At 39.9% G+C, this 22,695-nt stretch carries 23 protein-coding genes; 20 read left to right on the top strand and 3 right to left on the bottom strand.

Annotation, left to right across the window (positions count from 1 at the left end; translation table 11 throughout):
- Window positions 1-2: 2 nt before the first annotated feature.
- The 6 genes from metH (at window position 3) to ATE92_RS02585 (ending at window position 6,997) form a co-directional block, all read left to right on the top strand.
- Window positions 3-2,699 carry a methionine synthase gene (metH, locus tag ATE92_RS02610; protein WP_100802216.1) on the top strand — a complete coding sequence of 899 codons (2,697 nt, stop codon included), beginning with the start codon at window positions 3-5 and terminating at the stop codon, window positions 2,697-2,699.
- Window positions 2,700-3,656: a methylenetetrahydrofolate reductase [NAD(P)H] gene (gene metF, locus ATE92_RS02605; protein WP_100802215.1), complete on the top strand. Its 957-nt coding sequence runs from the start codon at window positions 2,700-2,702 to the stop codon at window positions 3,654-3,656.
- 36 nt (window positions 3,657-3,692) lie between these two features.
- Window positions 3,693-4,118, top strand: a complete 426-nt coding sequence (locus ATE92_RS02600) for an Rrf2 family transcriptional regulator (protein ID WP_100802214.1) — start codon at window positions 3,693-3,695, stop codon at window positions 4,116-4,118.
- A 3-nt stretch (window positions 4,119-4,121) separates the two neighbouring features.
- Window positions 4,122-5,069 carry a pyridoxal-phosphate dependent enzyme gene (locus tag ATE92_RS02595; protein ID WP_100802213.1) on the top strand — a complete coding sequence of 316 codons (948 nt, stop codon included), beginning with the start codon at window positions 4,122-4,124 and terminating at the stop codon, window positions 5,067-5,069.
- A gap of 62 nt (window positions 5,070-5,131) precedes the next feature.
- Window positions 5,132-6,241: an acyloxyacyl hydrolase gene (locus ATE92_RS02590; protein WP_100802212.1), complete on the top strand. Its 1,110-nt coding sequence runs from the start codon at window positions 5,132-5,134 to the stop codon at window positions 6,239-6,241.
- 33 nt (window positions 6,242-6,274) lie between these two features.
- Entirely contained in the window at window positions 6,275-6,997 is a 723-nt protein-coding gene (locus ATE92_RS02585; protein ID WP_232729103.1) for a head GIN domain-containing protein, read from the top strand.
- Here ATE92_RS02585 and gldA read toward each other — a convergent pair.
- Window positions 6,984-7,892 (bottom strand): gliding motility-associated ABC transporter ATP-binding subunit GldA, encoded by a 909-nt coding sequence (gene gldA / locus ATE92_RS02580; RefSeq protein WP_100802210.1) that lies wholly within the window; start codon window positions 7,890-7,892, stop codon window positions 6,984-6,986. The two genes, ATE92_RS02585 and gldA, sit on opposite strands and share 14 nt — an antisense overlap.
- A 249-nt stretch (window positions 7,893-8,141) precedes the next feature.
- Here gldA and ATE92_RS02575 point away from each other — a divergent pair, with 249 nt between their 5' ends.
- Window positions 8,142-9,008, top strand: a complete 867-nt coding sequence (locus tag ATE92_RS02575; RefSeq protein WP_100802209.1) for a prephenate dehydratase domain-containing protein — start codon at window positions 8,142-8,144, stop codon at window positions 9,006-9,008.
- Window positions 8,998-10,083: a bifunctional 3-deoxy-7-phosphoheptulonate synthase/chorismate mutase type II gene (locus ATE92_RS02570; RefSeq protein ID WP_100802208.1), complete on the top strand. Its 1,086-nt coding sequence runs from the start codon at window positions 8,998-9,000 to the stop codon at window positions 10,081-10,083. Before ATE92_RS02575 ends, ATE92_RS02570 begins: the two co-directional genes overlap by 11 nt.
- Before the next feature lie 44 nt (window positions 10,084-10,127).
- Here ATE92_RS02570 and ATE92_RS02565 read toward each other — a convergent pair whose 3' ends face one another.
- Window positions 10,128-10,583: a hypothetical protein gene (locus ATE92_RS02565; protein ID WP_100802207.1), complete on the bottom strand. Its 456-nt coding sequence runs from the start codon at window positions 10,581-10,583 to the stop codon at window positions 10,128-10,130.
- An 82-nt stretch (window positions 10,584-10,665) separates the two neighbouring features.
- On the opposite strand from ATE92_RS02565, the gene rsgA reads away from it, so the two are divergent.
- The 8 genes from rsgA to rlmN all read left to right on the top strand — a co-directional run bounded on the left by rsgA (window position 10,666) and on the right by rlmN (window position 18,139).
- Window positions 10,666-11,613: a ribosome small subunit-dependent GTPase A gene (gene rsgA, locus ATE92_RS02560; protein WP_100804331.1), complete on the top strand. Its 948-nt coding sequence runs from the start codon at window positions 10,666-10,668 to the stop codon at window positions 11,611-11,613.
- Window positions 11,610-12,062, top strand: coding sequence for a D-aminoacyl-tRNA deacylase (gene dtd, locus ATE92_RS02555; protein WP_100802206.1), 453 nt, complete (start codon window positions 11,610-11,612; stop codon window positions 12,060-12,062). Before rsgA ends, dtd begins: the two co-directional genes overlap by 4 nt.
- A gap of 212 nt (window positions 12,063-12,274) precedes the next feature.
- Window positions 12,275-12,601, top strand: a complete 327-nt coding sequence (locus ATE92_RS02550; protein WP_100802205.1) for a nucleotide pyrophosphohydrolase — start codon at window positions 12,275-12,277, stop codon at window positions 12,599-12,601.
- Window positions 12,601-12,837 (top strand): hypothetical protein, encoded by a 237-nt coding sequence (locus ATE92_RS02545; RefSeq protein ID WP_100802204.1) that lies wholly within the window; start codon window positions 12,601-12,603, stop codon window positions 12,835-12,837. The genes ATE92_RS02550 and ATE92_RS02545 overlap by 1 nt, the downstream gene beginning before the upstream one ends.
- Before the next feature lies 1 nt (window position 12,838).
- The gene (aroA, locus tag ATE92_RS02540; RefSeq protein ID WP_100802203.1) at window positions 12,839-14,071 is read left to right on the top strand and encodes a 3-phosphoshikimate 1-carboxyvinyltransferase; all 1,233 of its coding nucleotides are present in this window, start codon (window positions 12,839-12,841) and stop codon (window positions 14,069-14,071) included.
- A gap of 83 nt (window positions 14,072-14,154) precedes the next feature.
- Window positions 14,155-15,204 (top strand): tRNA preQ1(34) S-adenosylmethionine ribosyltransferase-isomerase QueA, encoded by a 1,050-nt coding sequence (gene queA / locus ATE92_RS02535; RefSeq protein ID WP_100804330.1) that lies wholly within the window; start codon window positions 14,155-14,157, stop codon window positions 15,202-15,204.
- A gap of 139 nt (window positions 15,205-15,343) precedes the next feature.
- A complete protein-coding gene (locus tag ATE92_RS02530; RefSeq protein ID WP_100802202.1) occupies window positions 15,344-17,014 on the top strand; it encodes a T9SS type A sorting domain-containing protein in 1,671 nt (556 codons plus the stop codon).
- 84 nt (window positions 17,015-17,098) lie between these two features.
- On the top strand, window positions 17,099-18,139 hold the full coding sequence (gene rlmN / locus ATE92_RS02525) for a 23S rRNA (adenine(2503)-C(2))-methyltransferase RlmN (RefSeq protein WP_100802201.1): 1,041 nt from the start codon (window positions 17,099-17,101) through the stop codon (window positions 18,137-18,139).
- A gap of 48 nt (window positions 18,140-18,187) precedes the next feature.
- Here the strand turns inward: rlmN and ATE92_RS02520 are convergent, their stop codons facing one another.
- Window positions 18,188-19,066: a T9SS-dependent choice-of-anchor J family protein gene (locus ATE92_RS02520; RefSeq protein WP_198515590.1), complete on the bottom strand. Its 879-nt coding sequence runs from the start codon at window positions 19,064-19,066 to the stop codon at window positions 18,188-18,190.
- A 106-nt stretch (window positions 19,067-19,172) separates the two neighbouring features.
- Between ATE92_RS02520 and ATE92_RS02515 the strand changes: the two genes are divergently transcribed.
- From ATE92_RS02515 to ATE92_RS02500, 4 genes are all read left to right on the top strand, one after another.
- Window positions 19,173-20,150 (top strand): polyprenyl synthetase family protein, encoded by a 978-nt coding sequence (locus ATE92_RS02515; RefSeq protein WP_100802199.1) that lies wholly within the window; start codon window positions 19,173-19,175, stop codon window positions 20,148-20,150.
- A gap of 107 nt (window positions 20,151-20,257) precedes the next feature.
- Window positions 20,258-20,821 carry an RNA polymerase sigma factor gene (locus tag ATE92_RS02510; RefSeq protein ID WP_100802198.1) on the top strand — a complete coding sequence of 188 codons (564 nt, stop codon included), beginning with the start codon at window positions 20,258-20,260 and terminating at the stop codon, window positions 20,819-20,821.
- On the top strand, window positions 20,808-21,572 hold the full coding sequence (locus ATE92_RS02505) for a hypothetical protein (protein ID WP_100802197.1): 765 nt from the start codon (window positions 20,808-20,810) through the stop codon (window positions 21,570-21,572). The genes ATE92_RS02510 and ATE92_RS02505 overlap by 14 nt, the downstream gene beginning before the upstream one ends.
- 56 nt (window positions 21,573-21,628) lie before the next feature.
- Entirely contained in the window at window positions 21,629-22,675 is a 1,047-nt protein-coding gene (locus ATE92_RS02500; protein WP_100802196.1) for a hypothetical protein, read from the top strand.
- The last annotated feature ends 20 nt before the right edge of the window (window positions 22,676-22,695 follow it).

Raw genomic sequence — 22,695 nt, 5'->3', positions numbered from 1 at the left:
TTATGATAGAATCAGCAACCGAAATAAAACAAAAGAGATACCTGAAATTGTCGGGCTTAGAACCCTTGGTTGTCACTCCCGAAAGCAATTTTATCAATGTAGGCGAACGAACCAACGTTGCGGGTTCACGAAAATTCCTCCGACTCATAAAAGACGGGAATTTCGAGGAAGCCTTATCTATTGCTAGGCATCAGGTGGAAGGCGGGGCACAGATTATCGACATCAATATGGACGATGGTTTAATAGATGGAAAGGAAGCCATGGTCAAGTTTCTGAATCTGGTCATTGCCGAACCCGATATTTCGCGCGTTCCCATCATGATAGATAGCTCTAAGTGGGAAATTATTGAAGCCGGATTACAAGTGGTGCAAGGGAAATGCGTAGTAAATTCCATAAGTTTGAAGGAAGGCGAAACCGAATTCATTCGGCAAGCAAAACTAATAAGACGTTACGGAGCAGCCGTAATCGTTATGGCTTTCGATGAGGTGGGACAGGCCGATAATTACGAACGCCGCATCGAAATTGCACAACGCAGCTATACTATTTTGGTGAATACTGTTGGCTTTAACCCTGAAGACATCATCTTCGATCTTAACATTTTTCCGGTAGCAACCGGGATGGACGAGCATCGTAGAAATGCCATCGATTTTATTGAAGCGACACGTTGGGTAAGAACAAATTTACCCCATTGCAGCGTAAGTGGCGGTGTGAGTAATGTGTCTTTTAGTTTTAGAGGGAATGATACCGTCCGTGAAGCCATGCATTCAGTTTTTTTATACCATGCGATTCAGGCAGGGATGAATATAGGAATTGTAAATCCGACGATGCTGGAAGTGTACGACGATATCCCTAAAGACTTGCTCGAGTATGTGGAAGATGTCATGTTGGACAGAAGAGACGATGCCACCGAACGACTTTTAGATTTCGCCGAATCGGTCGTGCAAACCAGTAAAGAGAAGGTCGCCGATACAGCTTGGCGGGATGAACCTTTGCAGGACAGAATTACGCGAGCTCTGGTAAAAGGAATTGATGCTTTTATTGTGGACGATGTGGAAGAAGCCCGACAACAGGTTGCAAGACCTATAGAAGTGATTGAAGGCCATTTAATGATTGGAATGAACGTGGTGGGAGATCTCTTCGGAAGCGGAAAAATGTTCCTGCCACAAGTGGTGAAATCGGCACGGGTGATGAAAAAAGCCGTTGCCTATTTGTTGCCTTTTATTGAAGCCGAAAAGAACGGGGTCGCCTCGTCCAACGGAAAAATCTTGATGGCCACCGTAAAAGGAGATGTGCATGATATCGGGAAAAATATTGTTGGGGTAGTGCTGGCGTGTAACAATTACGAGATTATCGATTTGGGGGTTATGGTAGCGCCGGAGAAAATAATTTCTGAAGCAAAACTGCACCGGGTAGATGTTATTGGTTTGAGCGGACTAATCACTCCTTCCCTGGATGAAATGGTCTTTTTAGCGCAGGAAATGCAACGACAAGATTTTAAAGTACCCTTGTTAATTGGTGGAGCCACTACGAGCAAGGCCCATACCGCAGTGAAAATAGATCCCCAATACGAAAACGCGGTGGTACATGTTAACGATGCCTCCAGAGCAGTGACTATTGTAGGCGATTTGTTGCAAAAAGAAACCTCGGTTGCTTTTAAAAACAATTTAAAATTGGATTATGCCGATTTCCGGGACAATTTCCTAAAGCGACAAAAGGTGAAAACCTACATTTCGATTGAAGAGGCCAGAAAAAATAAACTGAAAATAGATTGGGATGCTTCAGAAATTGTAAAACCCAAAACCTTGGGGATTCAGGTTATCGATAATTTTGATTTGGAATTGCTGAAAGACTATATCGATTGGAGTCCGTTTTTCCGAAGCTGGGAATTGCACGGGCGTTATCCCGATATTTTAACAGATAGCGTAGTAGGCGAACAGGCGACCGAATTATTTAAAGATGCACAGGAAATGCTGCGGCAACTAATTTCTGAAAAAAAGGTAACTGCAAGAGCGGTCTTCGGCCTATTTGAAGCCAATACCGTAAATGATGATGATATAGAGGTAACAAATTCAGAGAAAAATTCAGATAAGACATATTTTAGAACACTGCGGCAACAAAGCAAAAAGGCTGAAGGAAGACCCAATATTGCCCTTTCCGATTTTGTTGCGCCGAAAGCTTCGGGGATACAGGATTATGTAGGATGTTTTTGTGTTTCAGCGGGATTTGGGACTCAGGAAATAGCCGAAGCCTATGTAAAAAACCTGGACGATTACAATGCAATATTGGTAAAGGCATTGGCAGATCGATTGGCGGAGGCCTTTGCCGAATATTTACACGAGCAGGTAAGAAAGGATCATTGGGGCTATGCCAGCGATGAAAAATTATCGAACGAAGATTTAATCAAAGAAAGTTATAAAGGAATTCGTCCGGCGCCCGGCTATCCTGCCTGTCCGGACCACCTCGAAAAGCAAACACTTTGGGAGTTGTTGCAAGTAAAAGAACGAATAGGAGTTGAGCTTACAGAGAGCCTGGCCATGTGGCCTGCGGCTTCGGTTTCGGGGTATTATTTTGGAAATCCGGAGGCTCGTTATTTTGGAGTGGGAAAAATAAAAGAAGATCAGGTGGCAGATTTTGCAAAGCGCAAAGGAATCGATTACGATTATGCCGAAAAGTGGTTAAAAACAAACATTGCAGACTAAATGAAAGTACTGGAACATATACAAAACGGAAACGGAAAAACACAGTTCTCATTCGAAATTTTACCCCCCTTGAAAGGGCAAAACATACAATCTATTTTTGACAGTATCGATCCGTTGATGGAATTTAAACCTCCTTTTATAGATGTAACCTATCACCGGGAAGAATATGTGTATAAGGAACTGGAAAACGGCTTTCTGGAAAAAAAGGTAGTTCGCAAAAGGCCCGGAACGGTGGGAATTTGTGCGGCAATCCAAAACCGCTATGAAGTAGATGCCATTCCGCATATTTTGTGCGGGGGCTTTACCAAGGAGGATACCGAGAATTTTTTAATCGATTTAGATTTTTTGGGGATTGACAATGTGATGGCACTTCGCGGCGATGCAGTGAAAACTGAAACCTATTTCACGCCCGAAAAAAAGGGACATGCCTATGCCGAAGAATTGGTAAAACAGATTAGATCCTTAAACAACGGAGAGTATCTTGACGCCGAAATTCTCAATCAGGCGCAGACCAATTTTTGTATTGGGGTTGCAGGCTATCCCGAAAAGCATATGGAAGCTCCCAATATGGAAAGCGATATTCACTTTTTAAAAAAGAAGATAACCAATGGCGCTTCTTACATAGTAACTCAGATGTTTTTTGACAATGAAAAGTTCTTCAGTTTCGTTCAAAAATGCCGTGACGCAGGAATTACCGTACCCATTATACCCGGCTTAAAGCCTTTGGCTTCCAAAAAGCAGCTCAATTTAATTCCGCAGCGATTTAATGCCAATTTGCCGGAGACCCTCATAAAAGAGGTTTTAAAATGTAACAATAATGACGATGTGAGACAAGTAGGGATAGATTGGTGTACTGCGCAAAGCAAAGAATTGATGCAACACGACATCCCGTTTTTACATTATTATTCCATGGGAAAGAGTGACAATATAAAGGCAATTGCTTCGCAATTATTTTAATTTATTGTAAGTTTAATGATATAATTTTAAGATTAGATGTTATCGCGAAAAACAAAATACGGACTCAAAGCGCTTACTTATTTGGCTAGAAATAAGGATAACAACCCTGTACAAATATCTGTTATTTCGGAAGCAGAAAACATCTCTCAAAAATTTCTTGAGAGTATACTACTCTCATTGCGAAAAGCCGGATTCTTAGAATCTAAAAAAGGAAAAGGAGGCGGCTATTACTTGCTAAAAGAAGCTAAAGATATTCCAATAGCGGGCGTATTCAGGATTTTGGAAGGTCCAATTGCAATGATTCCCTGTGTGAGTTTAAACTTTTACGAAAAATGTGACGATTGTCCCGATGAGGCACAATGCAGTGTCCACAATTTGATGATTCAGGTGCGGGATAATACACTTACCATTTTCGAGAATACCTCCCTGGCCGATCTTATTAATGACAGTGCTTTTGAATAGGCTATGATTCCGAAGAAAAATGAAATAGAAGCTGCCTACCTTCGAATACAGGCGCATGTTCACAATACTCCCGTACTTTTTTCAAGTTCCCTGAATAAAACAATAGGAGCTGAAGTATTTTTTAAATGTGAGAACTTTCAGAAAATGGGTGCCTTTAAAATGCGAGGCGCAGTAAATGCTATTTTACAACTTTCAGAAAAGCAAAAGCAAGCAGGAGTTGTGACCCATTCTTCAGGAAATTTTGGTCAGGCAGTAGCTTTGGCTGCCCGAAACCTGGGAGTGAAAGCCTATATTGTGATGCCTTCCAATGCACCTCAAGTGAAGAAAGATGCCGTGAAGGGATATGACGGGATTATTTCCGAATCTGAGTCGACTATAGCCGCTCGTGAAGCTGCTTCAGAAAAAATTATACAACAAACCGGAGCCACATTTTTACATCCTTCCAACAACACAGATGTTATTTTGGGGAACGCAACCGCCGCCTTAGAGTTGTGCAACATGCAACCAAACCTTAACTTCATTATCGCCCCTGTTGGGGGAGGAGGTCTTCTGGCCGGCACTTCCCTGGCTTCTTATTATTTTGGAAAAAATTGCAAAACAATTGGTGCCGAACCAATGGAAGCAGACGATGCATTTAGATCGTTACAAAGTGGTCGGATTGAAACAAACAATACTGCCAATACAATTGCCGACGGACTCAAAACAAATTTAGGAGATATAAATTTTCCAATTATAACGAAATTGGTGGATGAGATAATACGGGTGGAAGAGTCAGAAATCATTTCGGCAATGCGATATATTTGGGAGCGTATGAAAATAGTTATTGAACCCTCCAGTGCAGTAGCTGTCGCCGGTCTTTTTAAAGAGAAAAATAAATTCAAAAACAAGCAAATTGGCGTCATTCTTTCCGGCGGAAATGTAGATCTTTTACAGTTGCCTTTTGGGCGCTAAATTACATGTTAAATTTCCTTGTGTTTTTAGGATTAGTGTATCTTTACGCCTCTTAAAAAGACATGAACCGAATTTTTTGCTTATTAATCGTAATTCTTTGCTCTCAGCTTGTTTCTGCACAACAGAATGAAATAAAATTCCACTCTTTTGAGGCCAATTATTTCACGGGGACGATTATGGAGCACAATCCCGATATTTCACATTTAATTACGGGACATCCTACCGGTCTTATTCTAAGTTACAATAGAAAAACCTATGGTTTTGAGGAGGTAGAGGCGCGTTATAATTATCCGGATTGGGGCGTTACCTTTATCTATCAGGACTTAAAAAACCCCTTTTTAGGAGAGAACTATTCGTTGTACGGGCATTTTAATTTTTACTTTTTAAACAGGAATTTAACCGTTGGGATTGGCCAGGGCGTTGCTTATGCCAATAATCCCTATGATCCTGAAACAAATTTTCAGAATAATGCTTATGGGAGTCGGTTTTTGAGTTCGACCATATTGAGAGCCAATTTCATCAAAGAAAACCTTTTTGAGGGATTAGGGTTTCAGGCGGGATTTGGAGTAATACATTATTCGAATGCCAACTTCAAGGCTCCGAATAACAGTACCAATACCTTGTATTTTAATGCGGGATTGAGTTACCAACTGGATCCGTTAAGTTTTCCAACCTACATACCCGAAACTTCCTGGAGAAGTTCAAACTATGCGGAGCGAATCAAGTATAATTTTGCTTTTAGAACCGGTATTAATGAGGCAGATGTGAATGGCCTTGGACAATTTCCATTTTATACATTTTCCGTTTTTGCAGACAAACGACTCAATTATAAGAGCACACTTCAGGCAGGGGTAGATGTGTATTTTTCCGATTTTTTAATCGAATTGATTCGCTATCGTTCAATTGCGTTTCCGGAAGATGGTTTAACAGGCGATGAAGATTATAGGAGAATTGGAATCTTTGTAGGCCATGAATTGCGATTTCATAAAGTAGCATTTGTTTCTCAATTAGGGTATTATGTCTACTGGCCATATGAATTTGAAAATAGAGTCTATAACCGATTGGGAATTAAACGTTATTTTTACCGGGATAAACTTTTTGGAAGCGTAACAGTAAAGGCACATTATGCAAAGGCGGAGGCGGTGGAATTTAGTATAGGAGTGAGATTGTAAATAGATATGAAAAAATTAGGATACATACTGAGTTTGATTGTTCTAACTAGCTGCACTTCCGAATTTGCGTGGGATTGTGTGCAGGAGTCAGGGCCTATCATAGAAAGAGAATTTAATGTTCGTCAATTCAAAAAAATACAGGTTTGGGAACGAGTTCAGCTTATTGTCAGTCAGGGAGATTTTCAGAGTGTTCGTGTGGAGACAGGCGAAAATTTAATGAATGAAATTCAAGTTGTTGTTAAGGATAGTATACTTACAATTAGCGATCGAAACAGCTGTAATTGGGTCCGGGAATATGGTATAACAAAAGTCTACGTAACTACACCCAATATTACAGAAATACGAAATAGTTCTGGTCTTACAGTTGAAAGCAGAGGAATTCTTAGATTTAGAAGATTAAAATTGATATCGGAAGATATAACTGCTGAAGGTGTATATCATACTGATGGAGATTTTAATCTGGATTTGGATGTGGGTAATTTGAATATCAATGCAAATGGACTTTCTAAATTCTACTTGAGAGGTAAAATTTATTCTGGTTTCTTTGGGTTGTTCGATGGGGATGTACGAATTGAAGCTGCAGAATTGGAAGTGGAACGTTTATACGTATTTCATAGAAGCACGAATAAAATGATAGTAAATCCTCAAGATATTATAAGAGGTGAAATTCGTAGTTTGGGTAACGTTATTTCCAAAAACCGGCCTCGAGTTGTAGAAGTAGAAGAATTATATACAGGAAGACTTATTTTTGAGTAGTCAATTCTATAAATAACTTTTCCAACGAAGTGTTTTTTTGATGTAGCTGAAGTATTTTCAAACCGTTGTCATGGGCAAAATCAAAGACCGAAGCTCTCATATCACTGTCGGTTGCGAAATAAATATTGTATACAAACCCTGAAGGATTCTCCACCTTCGATACTTTTTTTAACTGCTGTAGGGCTTCCGTTTCTACCCTGTAATCAAATTCTACCTCTATAATTTGCTCTTTGCTATTGGATAGTTCCTTGAGTTTCTTGTCTAATACAATCCGACCTTTATTAATAATAATCACTCGATCGCAAATGGCTTCCACTTCTTGCATTATATGTGTTGAAAGCAAAACAGTTTTTCCATCCTTGTCTTTACCGATGTTTTTTATGAGCTCTCGTATTTCAATTAACTGATTGGGATCCAAACCTGTTGTAGGCTCATCGAGTATTAAAACTTCCGGATTGTGTAAAAGTGCATTGGCAAGCCCCACTCTTTGTCGATACCCTTTTGAAAGCTGCTCAATTTTTTTATGCGCTTCGGGTGTAAGTCCGGTGCGTTCTATAATTTTTTCGACTTCCTCCTTTGGAATTTTATAAATTTCGGCATTGAACATTAGGTATTCCCGAACGTACATATCTAAATACAAGGGATTGTGCTCGGGGAGATAGCCTACACTTTTTTGCACATTAAGATCATCTTCAGAAACAGTAAAATTATTAACAGCTGCAGTTCCTTCGGTAGGTTTCAAATAAGTGGTAAGAATCTTCATCAGGGTAGATTTCCCCGCGCCATTTGGTCCTAAAAAGCCTACAATTTCTCCTTTTTCGATTGAAAAAGTGACATCATCCAATGCTTTCTGCACGCCGTATTCCTTAGTGATATGTGAAACCTGTATGGACATTATTTTTGTTTTTCAAAGCTACATAAATAAAAAAGTTGTCGAAACATTTTGTTGTCTAAAAGTTTTATTTACTTTAGCAAGATACAAACGAAGCATGAACGCATTACATACATATTTCAATTTTTGGTTTTTCTATTTTACGGAAAGATCCGAGATTGCTGTGTAGTTAATTAACATATTAATTATAATGAAAGTCTCGGAAAAATTCCGGGACTTTTTTTTATGCAATAATCCGAAAAATACACGCTTATGAAAATAGCAATACAAGGAATAGAAAGTTCATTCCACGACATGGCGGCGCAAAAGCTCTTTCCAAATAGGAAGATTCAATTGGTGCCTTGCAATTCGTTCGATCAAGTGAGCCGGGAAGTGTCAAATTTTAATGCCGACTTTGGGGTGCTCGCCATTGAAAATACAATTGCAGGATCTATTCTGCCCAATTACAACCTAATCGATTCGGGAGATTTTCAAATAGTGGAAGAGATTTTTTTAAATATTGATATGTATGTCATGGCATTGGAAAGTGAAAGCATACACGATATTGAAGAAATTCATTCACACCCTGTGGCATTGCAACAATGCAAGGATTATTTACAGCGTTTTCCGCCTCATTGTAAAATAATTGAAGGCAAGGATACCGCTTCAGAAGCAAGACGAATCAAGGAAAACAATCTTAAAGGTGTGGCTGCTATAGCCGGGAAACAGGTAGCCGAAAAATTCGGTCTAAAAATTCTGGATAGTAAAATTCAGAATATCAAAGAAAACCAAACCCGTTTTATTGTCATTCGCAGAAAAATCGATACAGGTGTAACGGACGCCAACAAAGCTACCCTAAAATTTGTGCTCAACCATAAGGTAGGCAGCTTGTCCAATGTATTGCAAATGTTGAGTACCTTTGACATTAATTTAACGAAAATACAATCCTTGCCAATTACAGGTCGTCCGTGGCAATATGCCTTTTTTGTGGATGTATTGTTTTCAGATTATATACTATTTTCTGAAGTAATTATTATGATGGAAAAAGCGGTCAAAGAATTAAAAATATTAGGAATGTACAAACAAAATCTTGAAAGTAATCCCAGTCATCTAACACATATCGCGCTCGATGGAAAATAGTAAAAACCTCAGAAATTGGTTGGATGCATTTGGTTTGAAACACCCATTGGTAATTGCCGGACCTTGTAGTGCCGAAACCGAAGCGCAGGTATTGAAAATTGCACATCAATTAAAGGAAACGGATACTACAGTATTGCGCGCCGGAATTTGGAAACCCAGAACTCGGCCCGGAAATTTTGAAGGGGTAGGAGCGTTAGGCCTCAAGTGGATGCAAAGAGCCAAGGAAGAAACAGGTCTGTTAACAACCACCGAAGTAGCCAATGCCAATCATGTGGATTTGGCATTACAGCACGATATTGATATTCTATGGGTGGGAGCACGAACCACTGTTTCCCCATTTATTGTTCAGGAAATTGCGGAAGCCTTAAGAGGTACTTCCAAGACTGTCCTCATCAAAAACCCTGTAAACCCCGATTTGGCTTTATGGTTGGGCGCCGTAGAGCGTTTTTACGAAGCGGGCGTACAAAATCTGGGAGTGATCCACAGAGGATTTTCTACCTACGAAAAAACACGATATCGCAACAACCCCGAGTGGCAAATTCCAATCGATTTGCAAAATCGTTTTCCCGATTTACCACTTATTCTGGATCCTTCGCATATCGCCGGAAGACGGGATATTATCTTCGATCTATGTCAGACGGCATTGGATCTAAATTACGACGGACTGATGGTCGAAACCCATTTCGATCCGGACAATGCCTGGAGCGACGCAGAACAGCAAATAACTCCCGCAACCTTACATCAAATGACCATTGACCTTCGTATTAGAAAGGAAGAAGGCGACGCGATTGAGTTTAAAAATAAGCTGGCAACATTGCGTACCAAAATCGATGTCATGGATCATAAACTACTCGAAATTCTAGGGAAACGTATGAAAATATCTGATGAGATTGGAGGCTTGAAAAAGCAAAACAACGTGGCCATCTTACAAACAAAGCGATGGAATGAAATTTTAGGCAAGATGATTTTGGAAGGTGAAGAAAATAGTCTCAGTGAAGAATTCATCTTAAAAATCTTTAAAGCAATTCATCAGGAATCTATTAACCATCAAAAAAATGTAATGAATGCTAAATAAAAAAAGCCGCTGATTGCGGCTTTTTTTATGAACTCGGAATGAGGCTATTGCTTTTGTCTCTTGAAAATATAACGGGTAATAAAAATACCTTGTCCGTCGTCTTGTCCTGCATCACTCTCTACAGCGCTGGATACAAATGCCAGATCCCAACCCTCAGCAATCATGGCGTTAATTTTTGAAGTAATTACAGCATCGTTGGCTGCAATGTTTTGAAAACGAATTCCACCTAAATTGTAAAAATTCAACAATTTGGTTTCGTCGAAGTCTTTCACTCGTATTTCGGAGCGATCCGATTTGTTTCTGGAATTATCGTCTTCGGTTTGGGTTGAGGTAAATTCTTTGTAGTCTCTTTCGGCATTTGCCGAAATAATTCGGGATCTCCCCAAACCACTTGGCACAATCGATTCGACACTTGTAATGACTTTAACTTCATATTGTTGTGCGGCAACGGTCAAAGTAAATAGCAGTACAAAACTTGCTAAGGCAACAATTTTCTTCATACAATTAGGATTTATTGATTTTTCGCCGCAAATATAATTAATTATGGTGTTGTTTGTTTTAATTTTCAGAATTTTGCACCCTATGAAAGGAGTTGTTTATAAGTCTACCGGAAGTTGGTATACCGTAAAATCGTTACAAGGCGATTTTTACGATTGTCGTATCAAAGGAAAGTTTCGGATGCAGGGTATCAAAAGTACCAATCCGGTGGCAGTTGGGGATCTTGTGGTGTTCGATGTTGAAACAAAAGGGGATGAGACCGTTGGAATCATTTCAAAAATTGAAAAGCGCGAAAACTACATTATTCGCAAATCGGTCAACCTTTCAAAGCAAACTCATATCATTGCTGCTAATATCGACATTGCTTTTTTATTGATAACCCTTACCAATCCGCCAACTTTTACAACCTTTATCGATCGGTTTTTAGTCACTGCCGAAGCGTATCATATCAAAGCGATCCTCCTTTTCAATAAAATAGACACCTATAACGATGATGAGCTGCTGGAAATAAAATTCTTGGCCGCATTGTACCGAAATATTGGGTATGAATGTATAGGTATTTCGGCAAAAACAGGAAAGAATATCGACAAGGTTAAAACCTTGATGGAAAATAAAGTATCTATGTTTTCGGGGCATAGCGGAGTTGGAAAATCGACGCTAATCAATGTCATAGAACCCGATTTAAATTTGAAGACTTCAGAAATTTCGGAACAGCACCAACAGGGACAGCACACCACAACCTTTGCCGAAATGTACGACCTGGCTTTTGGAGCACAAATTATAGACACTCCCGGGATAAAGGGTTTTGGGGTCGTGGAAATGGAAAAGGAAGAGTTAGGAGATTACTTTCCCGAGTTTTTTGACATAAAGGATCAATGTAAATTTAATAACTGTTTGCATTTGGAGGAACCTCAATGTGCTGTTAAGGAAGCCTTGGAACAGGGAGAAATTGCATGGTCGCGCTATAAGAGTTACCTTCAGATTTTGGAAGGAGAGGAAGAAAATTACAGAAAGGATATTCACAATACATGAGAGTAGTATTACAACGTGTAAAAGAAGCTTCGGTGCTAGTTGAAGGGAAAGTCGTTTCAGCCATACAACAAGGACTTCTAATTCTGTTGGGCATTGAAAACGAAGATTCTCGAGAAGATATTGAGTGGTTGGCAGGAAAAATTGCTCGACTTCGTATTTTTTCGGATGAAAATGATGCCATGAATCTTTCTATTTTAGATATACACGGAGATATTATTGTGGTAAGTCAGTTTACACTGCACGCCGGCACCAGGAAGGGAAACAGGCCTTCCTTTATAAAAGCAGCCCGTCCCGAAACTGCGATACCGTTATACGAAGCATTTGTGCTTCAGCTTGAAAATGAGCTTCAAAAAAAGGTGCAAACCGGCGTCTTTGGAGCCATGATGGATGTTGTCTTAATAAATGACGGTCCCGTAACAATTTGTATTGATTCAAAAAATAGAGAATAAAGTTCTACGGAATCGTTCATTTTTTTATTTTGAAACGGAAGAATACATGCATAAGTTCTATCTTTACTTAATTGAAATCAGCCATAGTGGATATAGTAAATAATTCATACTACTTATCAGCCGAGTCCTTGACAGCACAAGCGTTTGGTAAAAATAAGCTGAAATTAAAAATTGTAGAAATTGAAGTCGGAAATTTCCCAAAAATATAAATCATGAACATTCAAAATGCTCAAGCCGCTGTAGATACATGGATACAAGAACATGGCGTACGTTATTTTAACGAGCTAACCAACATGGCGCAGCTTACGGAAGAGGTTGGGGAAGTGGCTCGTATCATTGCAAGACGCTACGGAGAGCAAAGCGAAAAGGAAAGCGATAAAAACAAAGATCTTGGAGAAGAGTTGGCAGATGTGGTTTTTGTGGTGTTGTGTCTTGCCAATCAGACAGGCGTAAACTTGGAAGAGGCTTTTGCCAAAAAATTAGCCGCAAAAACAAAGCGGGATCACGATAGGCATCACACAAATAAAAAACTGAAATAATGTTTAAACAAGTTGTTTCCCATAAGGGATTTTGGAAATCGGTTTTTACTTTGGGTCTGGCCTTTGTATGTGTTTTTATTCTTATAAAATGGGCCTTTGAGGGTTTTGAGATCGCCTTTTTTACTGAAAGAGATCCATGGTACTTGTTAGGTGGATCTTTGGTTGCGGGATTAGCGTATGGTTTTATCGTTTCCTTCGGAAAGTTTCAATCAAAAATCAAAAATAAAAACCTTTAAAATGAGGGTTTTATTAGGACAAACTAACAAATCGGTCGCACACCCTACTATCACCATCACGGGTTCAAAAAGCGAATCCAATCGCTTATTGGTACTTCAAGCCTTGTACCCCAATTTACGGCTTGTTAATCTCTCGGAGAGTGACGACACCCATGTGCTCCGTAACGGGCTGGCCCAAAAAGAGGGGATAATCGACATCCTGCATGCAGGTACCGCTATGCGCTTTTTAACGGCCTATTTTACGAGTAAAGAAGGAAGCGGAGTCACACTTACCGGAAGCGAACGCATGCAGGAACGCCCTATTGCAGTTCTGGTAGATGCATTGCAAAGTTTAGGAGCCGATATCACCTACACCGAAAACGAAGGTTTTCCACCGCTTAAAATTGTTGGAAAAAAACTAAGTAAGGCTTCGGTCGAGATTATGGCCAATATAAGTAGTCAGTATATTTCGGCACTACTTTTAATTGCACCGTCATTACCAAAAGGACTCACGCTATCTTTGGAAGGAGAAATTACATCGGTCCCATACATTACCATGACATTAGATTTGTTGAACAACCTTGGTATAGCGACTACTTTTTCTGAAAATACCATCAAAGTTGAACCTACTGAAACGATTGAGGATACGACCGTAATAATAGAATCAGATTGGAGTTCGGCATCCTATTTTTACAGTCTGGTTGCGTTATCTGAAGGGCTTTCCGTAACCCTGAAAAGCTACCACAGTAACAGCCTTCAGGGAGATTCGGTAGTGGCTACTTTGTATGAATCACTGGGCGTGAATACTTCTTTTAATCCGTCCGAAGCTTCAATTACCCTTTCAAAGAAATCGGTCAAGTTTCCTAAAGAACTGAAATTAAACTTATCAAATTCACCCGATATTGCCCAAACCATTGCCGTTACCTGTTTCGCATTGGGTATTTCATGTGAGCTAACCGGGCTTCATACCCTAAAAATTAAGGAAACCGATAGAATTGCCGCCTTAAAAACGGAATTGGAAAAATTGGGAGCCAAAGTACATAGTACCGAAGATTCCTTGTCGATTTCAGTTTCAGCCAAAATAAAGGAACATATCACCGTCGATACCTATGACGATCATCGCATGGCAATGGCTTTCGCCCCCTTGGCGATGAAAATTCCTATCACAATTCAAGATCCCAACGTGGTAACAAAATCGTTTCCAAAGTTTTGGGATGCCCTCGCTAAAGTTGGCATTTCAGTAGATTATCAATAATAAATACGCTTTTACTTGACAACCCCTATCCCGAGGTTGTATATTTGCCACTTTTTAAAGACAAAACCACTGCTGCTATGGGAATGAAGTTATCCAATTTTAGTTTTAATTTACCACCTGAATTACTGGCCGAATATCCGGCACCAAACAGAGACGAATCTCGTTTAATGGTACTCAACCGAAAGGAAAAAACCATTGAACATAAAATGTTTAAGGATCTTATCAATTATTTTAATGAAGATGATGTTTTGGTGTTGAACAACACTAAAGTATTTCCTGCGAGATTGTTCGGGAATAAGGAAAAAACAGGCGCCCGAATTGAAGTTTTTTTATTGCGGGAATTAAATTCCGAAACCAGGTTATGGGACGTTTTAGTAGATCCTGCACGTAAAATTAGAATTGGGAATAAACTTTATTTCGGGGATGACGAATCGTTGGTAGCCGAAGTAATAGACAATACAACTTCCAGAGGAAGAACCCTTCGTTTTTTGTTCGACGGGTCGTATGAAGAATTCAGAAGTAAATTAACCGAACTAGGGGAAACACCCCTTCCTAAATACATTAAAAGAGAAGTAGAGCCTGAAGATGCAGAGCGTTACCAGACCATCTTCGCCAAAACCGAAGGGGCGGTTGCTGCTCCAACTGCAGGATTGCATTTTTCAAAACATTTATTAAAGCGTCTAGAAATTAAAGGCATAAACTTTGCCGAAGTCACTTTGCATGTAGGTTTGGGAACTTTTAGCCCTGTTGAGGTTGAAGATTTGTCCAAACACAAAATGGATTCGGAAGAAATTATCATCGGGGAAGATGCCGTTGGCGTAATCAACAACGGAATTGCCAAGAAAAGACGCGTTTGTGCGGTAGGAACTACCGTGATGCGTGCTCTGGAAAGTTCGGTGTCTTCAGATCATACACTTAATGCATATTCGGGGTGGACTAATAAATTTATTTTTCCTCCCTACGATTTTAGTATCGCCAATACAATGGTGACTAATTTTCACACTCCAAAATCGACCTTGCTAATGATGGTGGCTGCTTTTGCGGGACACGAATTTATAAAGGAAGCCTATGCCGAGGCCATCAAAGAAAAGTATCGCTTTTATACTTATGGCGATGCGATGTTAATCATTTAACAGCAGTCTTATAACCCCATTACCATTCAAAAATCCTGATATTTTATCAGGATTTTTTCTTTTCTTCTCATTTGGTTTTATAATATCAAAATAAAGGAGTATTTTAGTATGCTTATTGTCTAACTAACTGGGTTATAGCATGAAAAGAACACTACTTTTCTCTTTTTTATTCCTGCTATCATTTGTGTCCTTTTCACAGGGCGTAAATGGTGATATTCCTTTTAGTTGGGAATTGAATCTTTCTGCTAATATAGATCCTATTGTACTACCACCCTTAGACTTGGAAGCCATTCACGTGCAAGATAGCATTAACGATTTGGACAAGAGTATCCCATGGCGATACGGAATTGCCAGACCTCTTACGGTAAACTTACAGGAAGAAGGAGTTTGGACCAACCTGCCGAATAATCGGGGTAGAATATGGAGAGCGGCCATCAAATCTTCAGACGCCATAAACATAAGTGTCAATTTTGACGATTTTTATTTGCCTTCGGGAGGAAGGTTATTCCTCTACAATAACGATCGTACAGATATTTCAAAACCTTATACACACAGCAGTAATCGTGCAAACAAACAATTGGGCTCATGGTTTGTAACCGGAGATTATATCTGGCTCGAATATTATGAACCCCTTTATACAGCAGAGCAGGTTGAATTGGTAGTAGGAACTATTATTCACGGCTACAGAATGAATTTAGTAAATGATATTGTGACAGGGGGTTCCGAAACAAGAGGAATGAACGATTCCGGAGCTTGTAACTACGATGTAAATTGCTCTATTGGTCCCGATTTCGACGAGATGAAAGACGTGCTTAAAAAGGCAGTGAACATTCTCAATCTGGGGAATGGGTATCTGTGTTCCGCTTCGCTGGTGAATAACACTGCGGGGGATAAAAAACCTTATCTGCTTACCGCTAACCATTGCCTGGAAAATAGCGATCCTGCATTGTGGTCTATTCGTTTTAATTGGATTAGTCCGACCCCTGTTTGTGGGACCGGAGAGGACAGTGCCGATTTACAAACAAATTTCACCATGAGTGGGGCTCAATTAAGAGCGAACAATGCAAAAAGTGACTTTGCATTGGTAGAATTATTTAATAGTATCCCCGAGTCGTGGGACATCGCCTTTGCCGGTTGGGATAACTCCGATGCCTTACCAGAATTTGAAGTGGGCATACACCACCCTAATGGGGATATCATGAAAATTTGTCGTGATGACTCAGGCGCTGTAAAAGAAACAGCCGGAGATGTTGATGTTTGGCTTATTGGCGGAGTTTCAATAGGAACTGGAAATGGGTGGGAAATTGGAACTACCGAAAGCGGTTCTTCAGGCTCTCCACTTTTTAATGAAGACGGTAAAATTATTGGTCAGTTGTACGCCGGACAATCTACTTGCAACGGTACAAGCAACAATGGCGATTACGATATTTACGGCAGATTTGGTGTTTCATGGAATGCCGGCACAACTCCCGAAACCCGCTTAAAAGATTGGTTAGATCCTATAAATACAGGGCAAACCACAGTAGGAACCCTCCAAAACATATTGAACATTCCCGATATTGAAATTAACGGTACTTTGGATATTTTCCCTAATCCGGCGAGCACCTATATTACTGTTATGAATAGCAGATACCCTAACCTTTCCTATAGCCTTTATAACTTGGTAGGGCAACAATTAATGTCCGGATCTGTTTCCAACACTATGAATACAATCATGGTGGATCGTTATTCTAAAGGAATTTACTTCTTACGCCTTGTTGACGAAGAAACGCAATCTGAAATTACCAAAAAGATTATTATCGACCGCTAGTCAATTTCCTTTCCTTTTTCAGAAAAAATAAAAACTGTTAAGCTCTATGGGCTACTGCAAAGGAAACTGTATTTTTGCACTGAAATGATTTCAGAAAAAAAAGACATACGGGCATTATCCAAAGAAGAACTACGCACTTTCTTCGAATCTATTGGCGACAAACCTTTTAGAGGAAATCAGGTTTATGAATGGCTTTGGAGCAAAGGCTTGCACACGTTCGAGGAAATGACCAACATTTCGAAGCAAACCCGCGCGCATTTGGAGGCCAACTTTGTGATAAATCATATTGAAGTAGACAGCTTGCAAAAGAGCAGCGACGGGACAGTAAAGAACGCTGTTAAGCTGCACGACGGACTCATTGTTGAATCGGTCTTAATTCCCACGAAAAAGAGAACCACGGCCTGCGTATCTTCTCAGGTTGGTTGCAGTTTGGATTGTAAATTTTGCGCCACGGCGCGATTGAAGCGAATGCGGAATTTAAATCCGGACGAGATCTACGATCAGGTTGTAGCCATCGACAAAGAAAGCAGACTTTATCACAGTCGCCCGCTTTCAAATATTGTGTTTATGGGAATGGGTGAGCCGCTTATGAATTACAAGAACGTTCTTGAAGCTATCGATAAAATAACTTCAGATGAAGGACTGGGGATGTCTTCCAAGAGAATTACCGTATCCACATCGGGGGTGCCCAAAATGATAAAGAAGTTGGCCGACGATGCGGTGAAATTCAATCTGGCGGTTTCCTTGCATTCGGCCATTCAGGAAAAACGGGAACAAATCATGCCGTTTGCAAAAAGTTTTCATCTTACAGACTTACAAGAGTCGTTGGAATATTGGTACGAAAAGACCAACCGCAAGATTACTTACGAATATGTGGTATGGGAAGGTATCAACGACAGTAAAGAGGATATCGATGCCCTGGTGCGGTTTTGCAACTATATACCCTGTAAGGTCAATATTATAGAGTACAATCCCATCGATGACGGACAGTTTCAGCAAGCATCCAACTATGCCATTCAAAATTACATCACTGCTCTGGAAAAAAACAGAACCCCTGTGACAGTTCGCAGAAGCAGAGGTAAGGACATTGATGCAGCCTGTGGACAGTTAGCCAACAAACACTAAAAAAAAAGCGGCTAGTAGCCGCTTTTAATTTATAGAGTAAGAAACTTATTACTTCTTTACAATTTTGTAAGATCGCTTTTGTCCGTCAATTATAACACTCGCAATATAAACACCACTTGTAAGTGCCGAGATATTTACAGCTTCAGTAGTACCGCTCAATTTTCTTGAAAGAACTTGTTGCCCAAGAACATTGTATAACTGAACACCATCCATTGGAAGGTTCGCTCTTAGGTTTAATTGATTGTTGGCATCTACAAAATAAGTAAATCCTTTAAATACATTGTCATTTACACCCAATGTAGTTGCTTCTACAATGAAGTCATCCATTTGAAATACAAATGAGTCCTGAGCTACATAATGTATCGCAATATAAATAGGCATTCCATCATACGCAGAAAGGTCGTAAGTATACTCAGTATACACATCAACTGGTGCCTGAAGTTCTCCTCCACTAAGATTAACTGTAAAATCTCCTTCAGCAGTACCGGTAGTAGATAATAACACCTCAAATCTTTCTAAACCAAAATCCGCTGTTAGCGATTTTGCATAGAACGTAAAAGAAGATCCGGCTGCCCCACTAAGATCGATTTGTGGAGTAATTATATAATCGTCATTCAATAGACTTGTCGCTGCAAACATGTATAATCCTTTTTCTCCTGTACGTACCTGCCAGGCTGTATCTCCCGAAGCATCCGGTGTTGTCATTGATGGATTAAAGACAATTGCAGTACCTACATAAGCTTCATTAGTAAAGTCATAATTTGTTGAGCCATACGTTGGCGAAGCATCGTTATCAATTTGTGACCATGTCCCGATAGCGGCAATTTCAAAATCGGAATAGGATTCAAAACTGTCTTCCCAAACAGTTACTTGCGAATTCATAGCAAAAGCAGCAAAGAAGGCTGCCAATAAAGTAATTTTTTTCATAGTTTTTTTTAAGATTAATAATTTAAAATTTACAAGAAGCGAATTTAAAGAATGAGAACTAAAAATCATTATTTATTTACGGTTTTAAGTTAATTTTGGGAATTACATGAAAATAGTCTCACAAATAAAATTACCCATAGAGTACGAAATGGAACTTTTCGAGAAAAAGTTTACCGTTTCCATGTCTTCCAAAGTTTCCCTCCTCAACCGTATAACGCATTATGTTGTAAACCGAAAAGGAAAACAAATGCGGCCCATGTTTGTGTTCCTTATCGCCAAAATGACCAATCACGGAGAAGTAAATGACCGCACCTATCGCGGAGCTTCAGTGATTGAGTTAATACATACTGCCACCCTCGTACACGATGATGTAGTTGACGACAGCAATCGGAGGCGGGGCTTTTTCAGTATCAACGCTCTTTGGAAAAATAAAATTGCGGTGTTGGTGGGCGACTATTTGCTTTCGAGAGGGTTGCTACTTTCCATCGATAACGGCGATTTCGATTTGCTAAAAATTATTTCGGTGGCAGTGCGTGAGATGAGTGAAGGTGAATTGCTTCAAATTGAAAAGGCCCGAAAACTCGATATCACCGAAGAAGTCTACTTTGAAATCATACAGAAGAAAACCGCTACTTTAATCGCTGCCTGTTGTGCCATGGGGGCACAATCGGTAAATGCTTCAAAAGAAGAAGTTGAAAACTTGCGAAGATTTGGAGAATTGATAGGCATTGCTTTTCAGATTAAAGATGACCTTTTCGATTATGGAAAGGAAAAAATTGGCAAGCCAACGGGAATCGATATCAAGGAGCAAAAAATGACGCTTCCGTTAATTTATGCGCTCAATCACGCTTCGGCCAAAGAGAAATCCTGGCTTATAAATTCTGTCAAAAACTACAATAGGGATAAAAAACGAGTGCAGGAAGTAATAGATTTTGTGAAGAAAACCGGCGGACTCGAATACGCGGTGACCAAAATGAAATCCTATCAGGAAGAGGCATTGCAGTTGCTTCAGTCGTATCCGCCCTCAACCTACAAAGATTCTTTAGAGTTGATGGTAAATTATGTGATCGACCGAAAAAAATAAAGAGACCTTTTCAGAAAAAACAACCCCAAAACTTTTTTACCTTCAGGCAACTATTTTATAACAAGCTGCGTCTATAGAAATGGAAGCATGTGTAAAGCGAAGTGCATTTGAAAATTATATCGTTACATAAAAACTATACGAAACTTATTGCCAAGGCGGGAAAAGGGAACAGACGTGCACAACAGGAGTTGTTCGAACTGTTTTCACCAAAGATGCTAAGTGTTTGCAGACAGTATGTAAAGAGTAATGATATTGCTGAAGAGGTGATGCTCACCGGATTTTTAAAAGTATTCACCTACCTGCATTCGTATAAGGCGCAAGGCAGTTTTGAAGGCTGGATTAGAAGAATTATGGTGAACGAGTCGATTTCGGAATTGCGGAGGAATAAGAAATTCGACTTTAAGGACGAAGCCGAAATTGAGAATTCCATTGAGCACGTGGCTTATATCGAAACCGAATTGGAGGTGGAAGAAATTCAGAAAATGATCGATTCCCTTCCCGATGGCTACAAAACAGTTTTTGTGCTGTATGCCGTTGAGGGATACAAGCACAGTGAGATAGCCGAATTGCTCCAAATAAGTGAGAGCACGTCCAAATCGCAGTTGTTTAAAGCCCGAAAAATGCTTCAGGCGAAAGTGAAACAAAATAATATAAGTTATGGCACCCATTAAGTTAGAAGAAAATATTAGAGAAAAGCTGCAGGAACGGGAGTTACAACCTTCAAAAGGAGCGTGGAACACCTTGCAGAACAGATTGGATGGTGAAGAAACAAAGGGAGGCAGTAAAGTGATGTGGTATGCCATCGCGGCGAGTATTGCGGCACTGTTAATCATTGGAGCGTTGGTTTTTAGTCCTTCCGAAATTGAATCGAACGAAGTAATCGCTACCGAAAATATTTCGGAAGAAGCAGAATCACAGACAAATCCTGAAACTAGTCCTCAGGAAATTCCTTCCGAAGCAATTGCCTTGGAAGAAGATACCTCTGAAGCAACGGTTTCAGATAAAAAGGTCCCTACCGAAATACAACAAGTTCAGAAAAAACAACAAACTAAGTATAAAGAAGACATAGCTGTAAATACACCTCTTAAACAAAAAGCTGAAGTGGCAAATACAGCTATTGAGAAACAGCAAGGAATCTCTTTTGAAGACAGTAAAGTAGAAGAAGTTGTCGCAAAGTTGAAGGAAATTCAAAAAACAAATCAAACCATTACAGTCGGAGAAGTGGATGCACTTTTGGCCGTAGCACAACGCGAAATTCAAAACCAACGAATCCTTACTGCCGGTACACAAAAAGTAGATGCGACTGCATTATTACTGGATGTAGAACTGGAGTTAGAGCGTAGTTTCAGAGACAAGGTATTTGATGTGCTGGGTGACGGATTTCAAAAAATACGCACCGCTGTAACCGAAAGAAACAATTAATTTATTCATTCATCAATCTGTTCCCGAATCCCGGGAACCTAAAAATCACTAACATTATGAAATTAGTTACATTTTGCATCGCTGCGGTGCTCTGGGCACTTGCTATGTCTTATTCGATGGCACAGGAGACCTCCACCGGCGAAATTGAAGTATTAAAAAACGCAAAGGAAAGCATTGTAAACGAAGAAAAGGATGCACTTAAGCGGGAGGTGGAAACAATTAACCTACGCCTGGAAAACAATGAGATTACCATTGTCGAAGCCGAAAGGTTAAAACAGGAAGCCGCCGAAAAACGTGCGTTAAACATCGAAAATCGTCTGGCGATTATCGATAATAAAGTGGCGCTTTTGGAACGCAATGCCAACGATTCTTTGGCTGAAAATAATGATAAACTAACCATTTCCATCTTTGGAAAAGGTAATATTCTGGACATAAACTACGACGATGACAAGGTAAATTACGACCGACGTACCTACAGCGACTTTGTATTTGCTGTTGGATTAAACAATGTGATTACTCAAGGGGAATCGTTGGGAGATTCCGACTTTAAAATTGGTGGAAGTCGTTTTGCCGAAATTGGCTGGGCCTGGAAAACCCGCGTTTTTAAGGAAAGCAATTGGCTGCGTATAAAGTATGGTTTCTCGTTTCAGTTTAACGGATTAAAGCCAACGGACAATCGTTATTTTGTGGATACCGGAGCTCAAACCCAATTGATGGAATATCCTCTGGATCTGGACAAATCGAAGTTTAGAATGGACAATCTGGTATTTCCCGTGCATTTCGAATTTGGACCTTCCAGAAAGATGGAACAAAAGGATTATTTTCGATATTCCACCTATAATCAAATTAAGGTTGGACTGGGAGGATATGCCGGTTTTAACCTGGGAGCCCGACAGAAACTTAAATTTACAGAAGACGGAGAAGATGTGAAACAAAAGTTGAAAGCCGATTACAACGTAAACAAATTTGTATACGGGGTGAGTGGTTATATTGGATGGCGCGAAACCGCTTTGTATGTAAAGTATGATTTAAATCCTATTTTTAAGGACAATCCGGTAGATATGCGCAATATTTCGCTGGGACTGCGTTTCGACATGGACTAACACTCCCTGTATAATGATAG

It is taken from the genome of Ulvibacter sp. MAR_2010_11 (assembly GCF_002813135.1).
Classification (GTDB): domain Bacteria; phylum Bacteroidota; class Bacteroidia; order Flavobacteriales; family Flavobacteriaceae; genus Altibacter.
Note: the sequence above shows the minus strand (reverse complement) of the source record. Positions and strands in the feature narration are given on the sequence as shown.

What these genes read in the sequence shown, in the direction of transcription:
- dtd (WP_100802206.1), top strand. Translation starts at nt 11,610, where the DNA reads ATGAGAGTAGTATTACAACGTGTAAAAGAAGCTTCGGTGCTAGTTGAA.
- ATE92_RS02590 (WP_100802212.1), top strand. Translation starts at nt 5,132, where the DNA reads ATGAACCGAATTTTTTGCTTATTAATCGTAATTCTTTGCTCTCAGCTT.
- queA (WP_100804330.1), top strand. Translation starts at nt 14,155, where the DNA reads ATGAAGTTATCCAATTTTAGTTTTAATTTACCACCTGAATTACTGGCC.
- ATE92_RS02530 (WP_100802202.1), top strand. Translation starts at nt 15,344, where the DNA reads ATGAAAAGAACACTACTTTTCTCTTTTTTATTCCTGCTATCATTTGTG.
- ATE92_RS02600 (WP_100802214.1), top strand. Translation starts at nt 3,693, where the DNA reads ATGTTATCGCGAAAAACAAAATACGGACTCAAAGCGCTTACTTATTTG.
- gldA (WP_100802210.1), bottom strand. Translation starts at nt 7,892, where the DNA reads ATGTCCATACAGGTTTCACATATCACTAAGGAATACGGCGTGCAGAAA.
- ATE92_RS02500 (WP_100802196.1), top strand. Translation starts at nt 21,629, where the DNA reads ATGAAATTAGTTACATTTTGCATCGCTGCGGTGCTCTGGGCACTTGCT.
- ATE92_RS02515 (WP_100802199.1), top strand. Translation starts at nt 19,173, where the DNA reads ATGAAAATAGTCTCACAAATAAAATTACCCATAGAGTACGAAATGGAA.
- rlmN (WP_100802201.1), top strand. Translation starts at nt 17,099, where the DNA reads ATGATTTCAGAAAAAAAAGACATACGGGCATTATCCAAAGAAGAACTA.
- aroA (WP_100802203.1), top strand. Translation starts at nt 12,839, where the DNA reads ATGAGGGTTTTATTAGGACAAACTAACAAATCGGTCGCACACCCTACT.
- ATE92_RS02595 (WP_100802213.1), top strand. Translation starts at nt 4,122, where the DNA reads ATGATTCCGAAGAAAAATGAAATAGAAGCTGCCTACCTTCGAATACAG.
- ATE92_RS02505 (WP_100802197.1), top strand. Translation starts at nt 20,808, where the DNA reads ATGGCACCCATTAAGTTAGAAGAAAATATTAGAGAAAAGCTGCAGGAA.
- ATE92_RS02545 (WP_100802204.1), top strand. Translation starts at nt 12,601, where the DNA reads ATGTTTAAACAAGTTGTTTCCCATAAGGGATTTTGGAAATCGGTTTTT.
- ATE92_RS02570 (WP_100802208.1), top strand. Translation starts at nt 8,998, where the DNA reads ATGGAAAATAGTAAAAACCTCAGAAATTGGTTGGATGCATTTGGTTTG.
- rsgA (WP_100804331.1), top strand. Translation starts at nt 10,666, where the DNA reads ATGAAAGGAGTTGTTTATAAGTCTACCGGAAGTTGGTATACCGTAAAA.
- metH (WP_100802216.1), top strand. Translation starts at nt 3, where the DNA reads ATGATAGAATCAGCAACCGAAATAAAACAAAAGAGATACCTGAAATTG.
- ATE92_RS02565 (WP_100802207.1), bottom strand. Translation starts at nt 10,583, where the DNA reads ATGAAGAAAATTGTTGCCTTAGCAAGTTTTGTACTGCTATTTACTTTG.
- metF (WP_100802215.1), top strand. Translation starts at nt 2,700, where the DNA reads ATGAAAGTACTGGAACATATACAAAACGGAAACGGAAAAACACAGTTC.
- ATE92_RS02520 (WP_198515590.1), bottom strand. Translation starts at nt 19,066, where the DNA reads ATGAAAAAAATTACTTTATTGGCAGCCTTCTTTGCTGCTTTTGCTATG.
- ATE92_RS02575 (WP_100802209.1), top strand. Translation starts at nt 8,142, where the DNA reads ATGAAAATAGCAATACAAGGAATAGAAAGTTCATTCCACGACATGGCG.
- ATE92_RS02550 (WP_100802205.1), top strand. Translation starts at nt 12,275, where the DNA reads ATGAACATTCAAAATGCTCAAGCCGCTGTAGATACATGGATACAAGAA.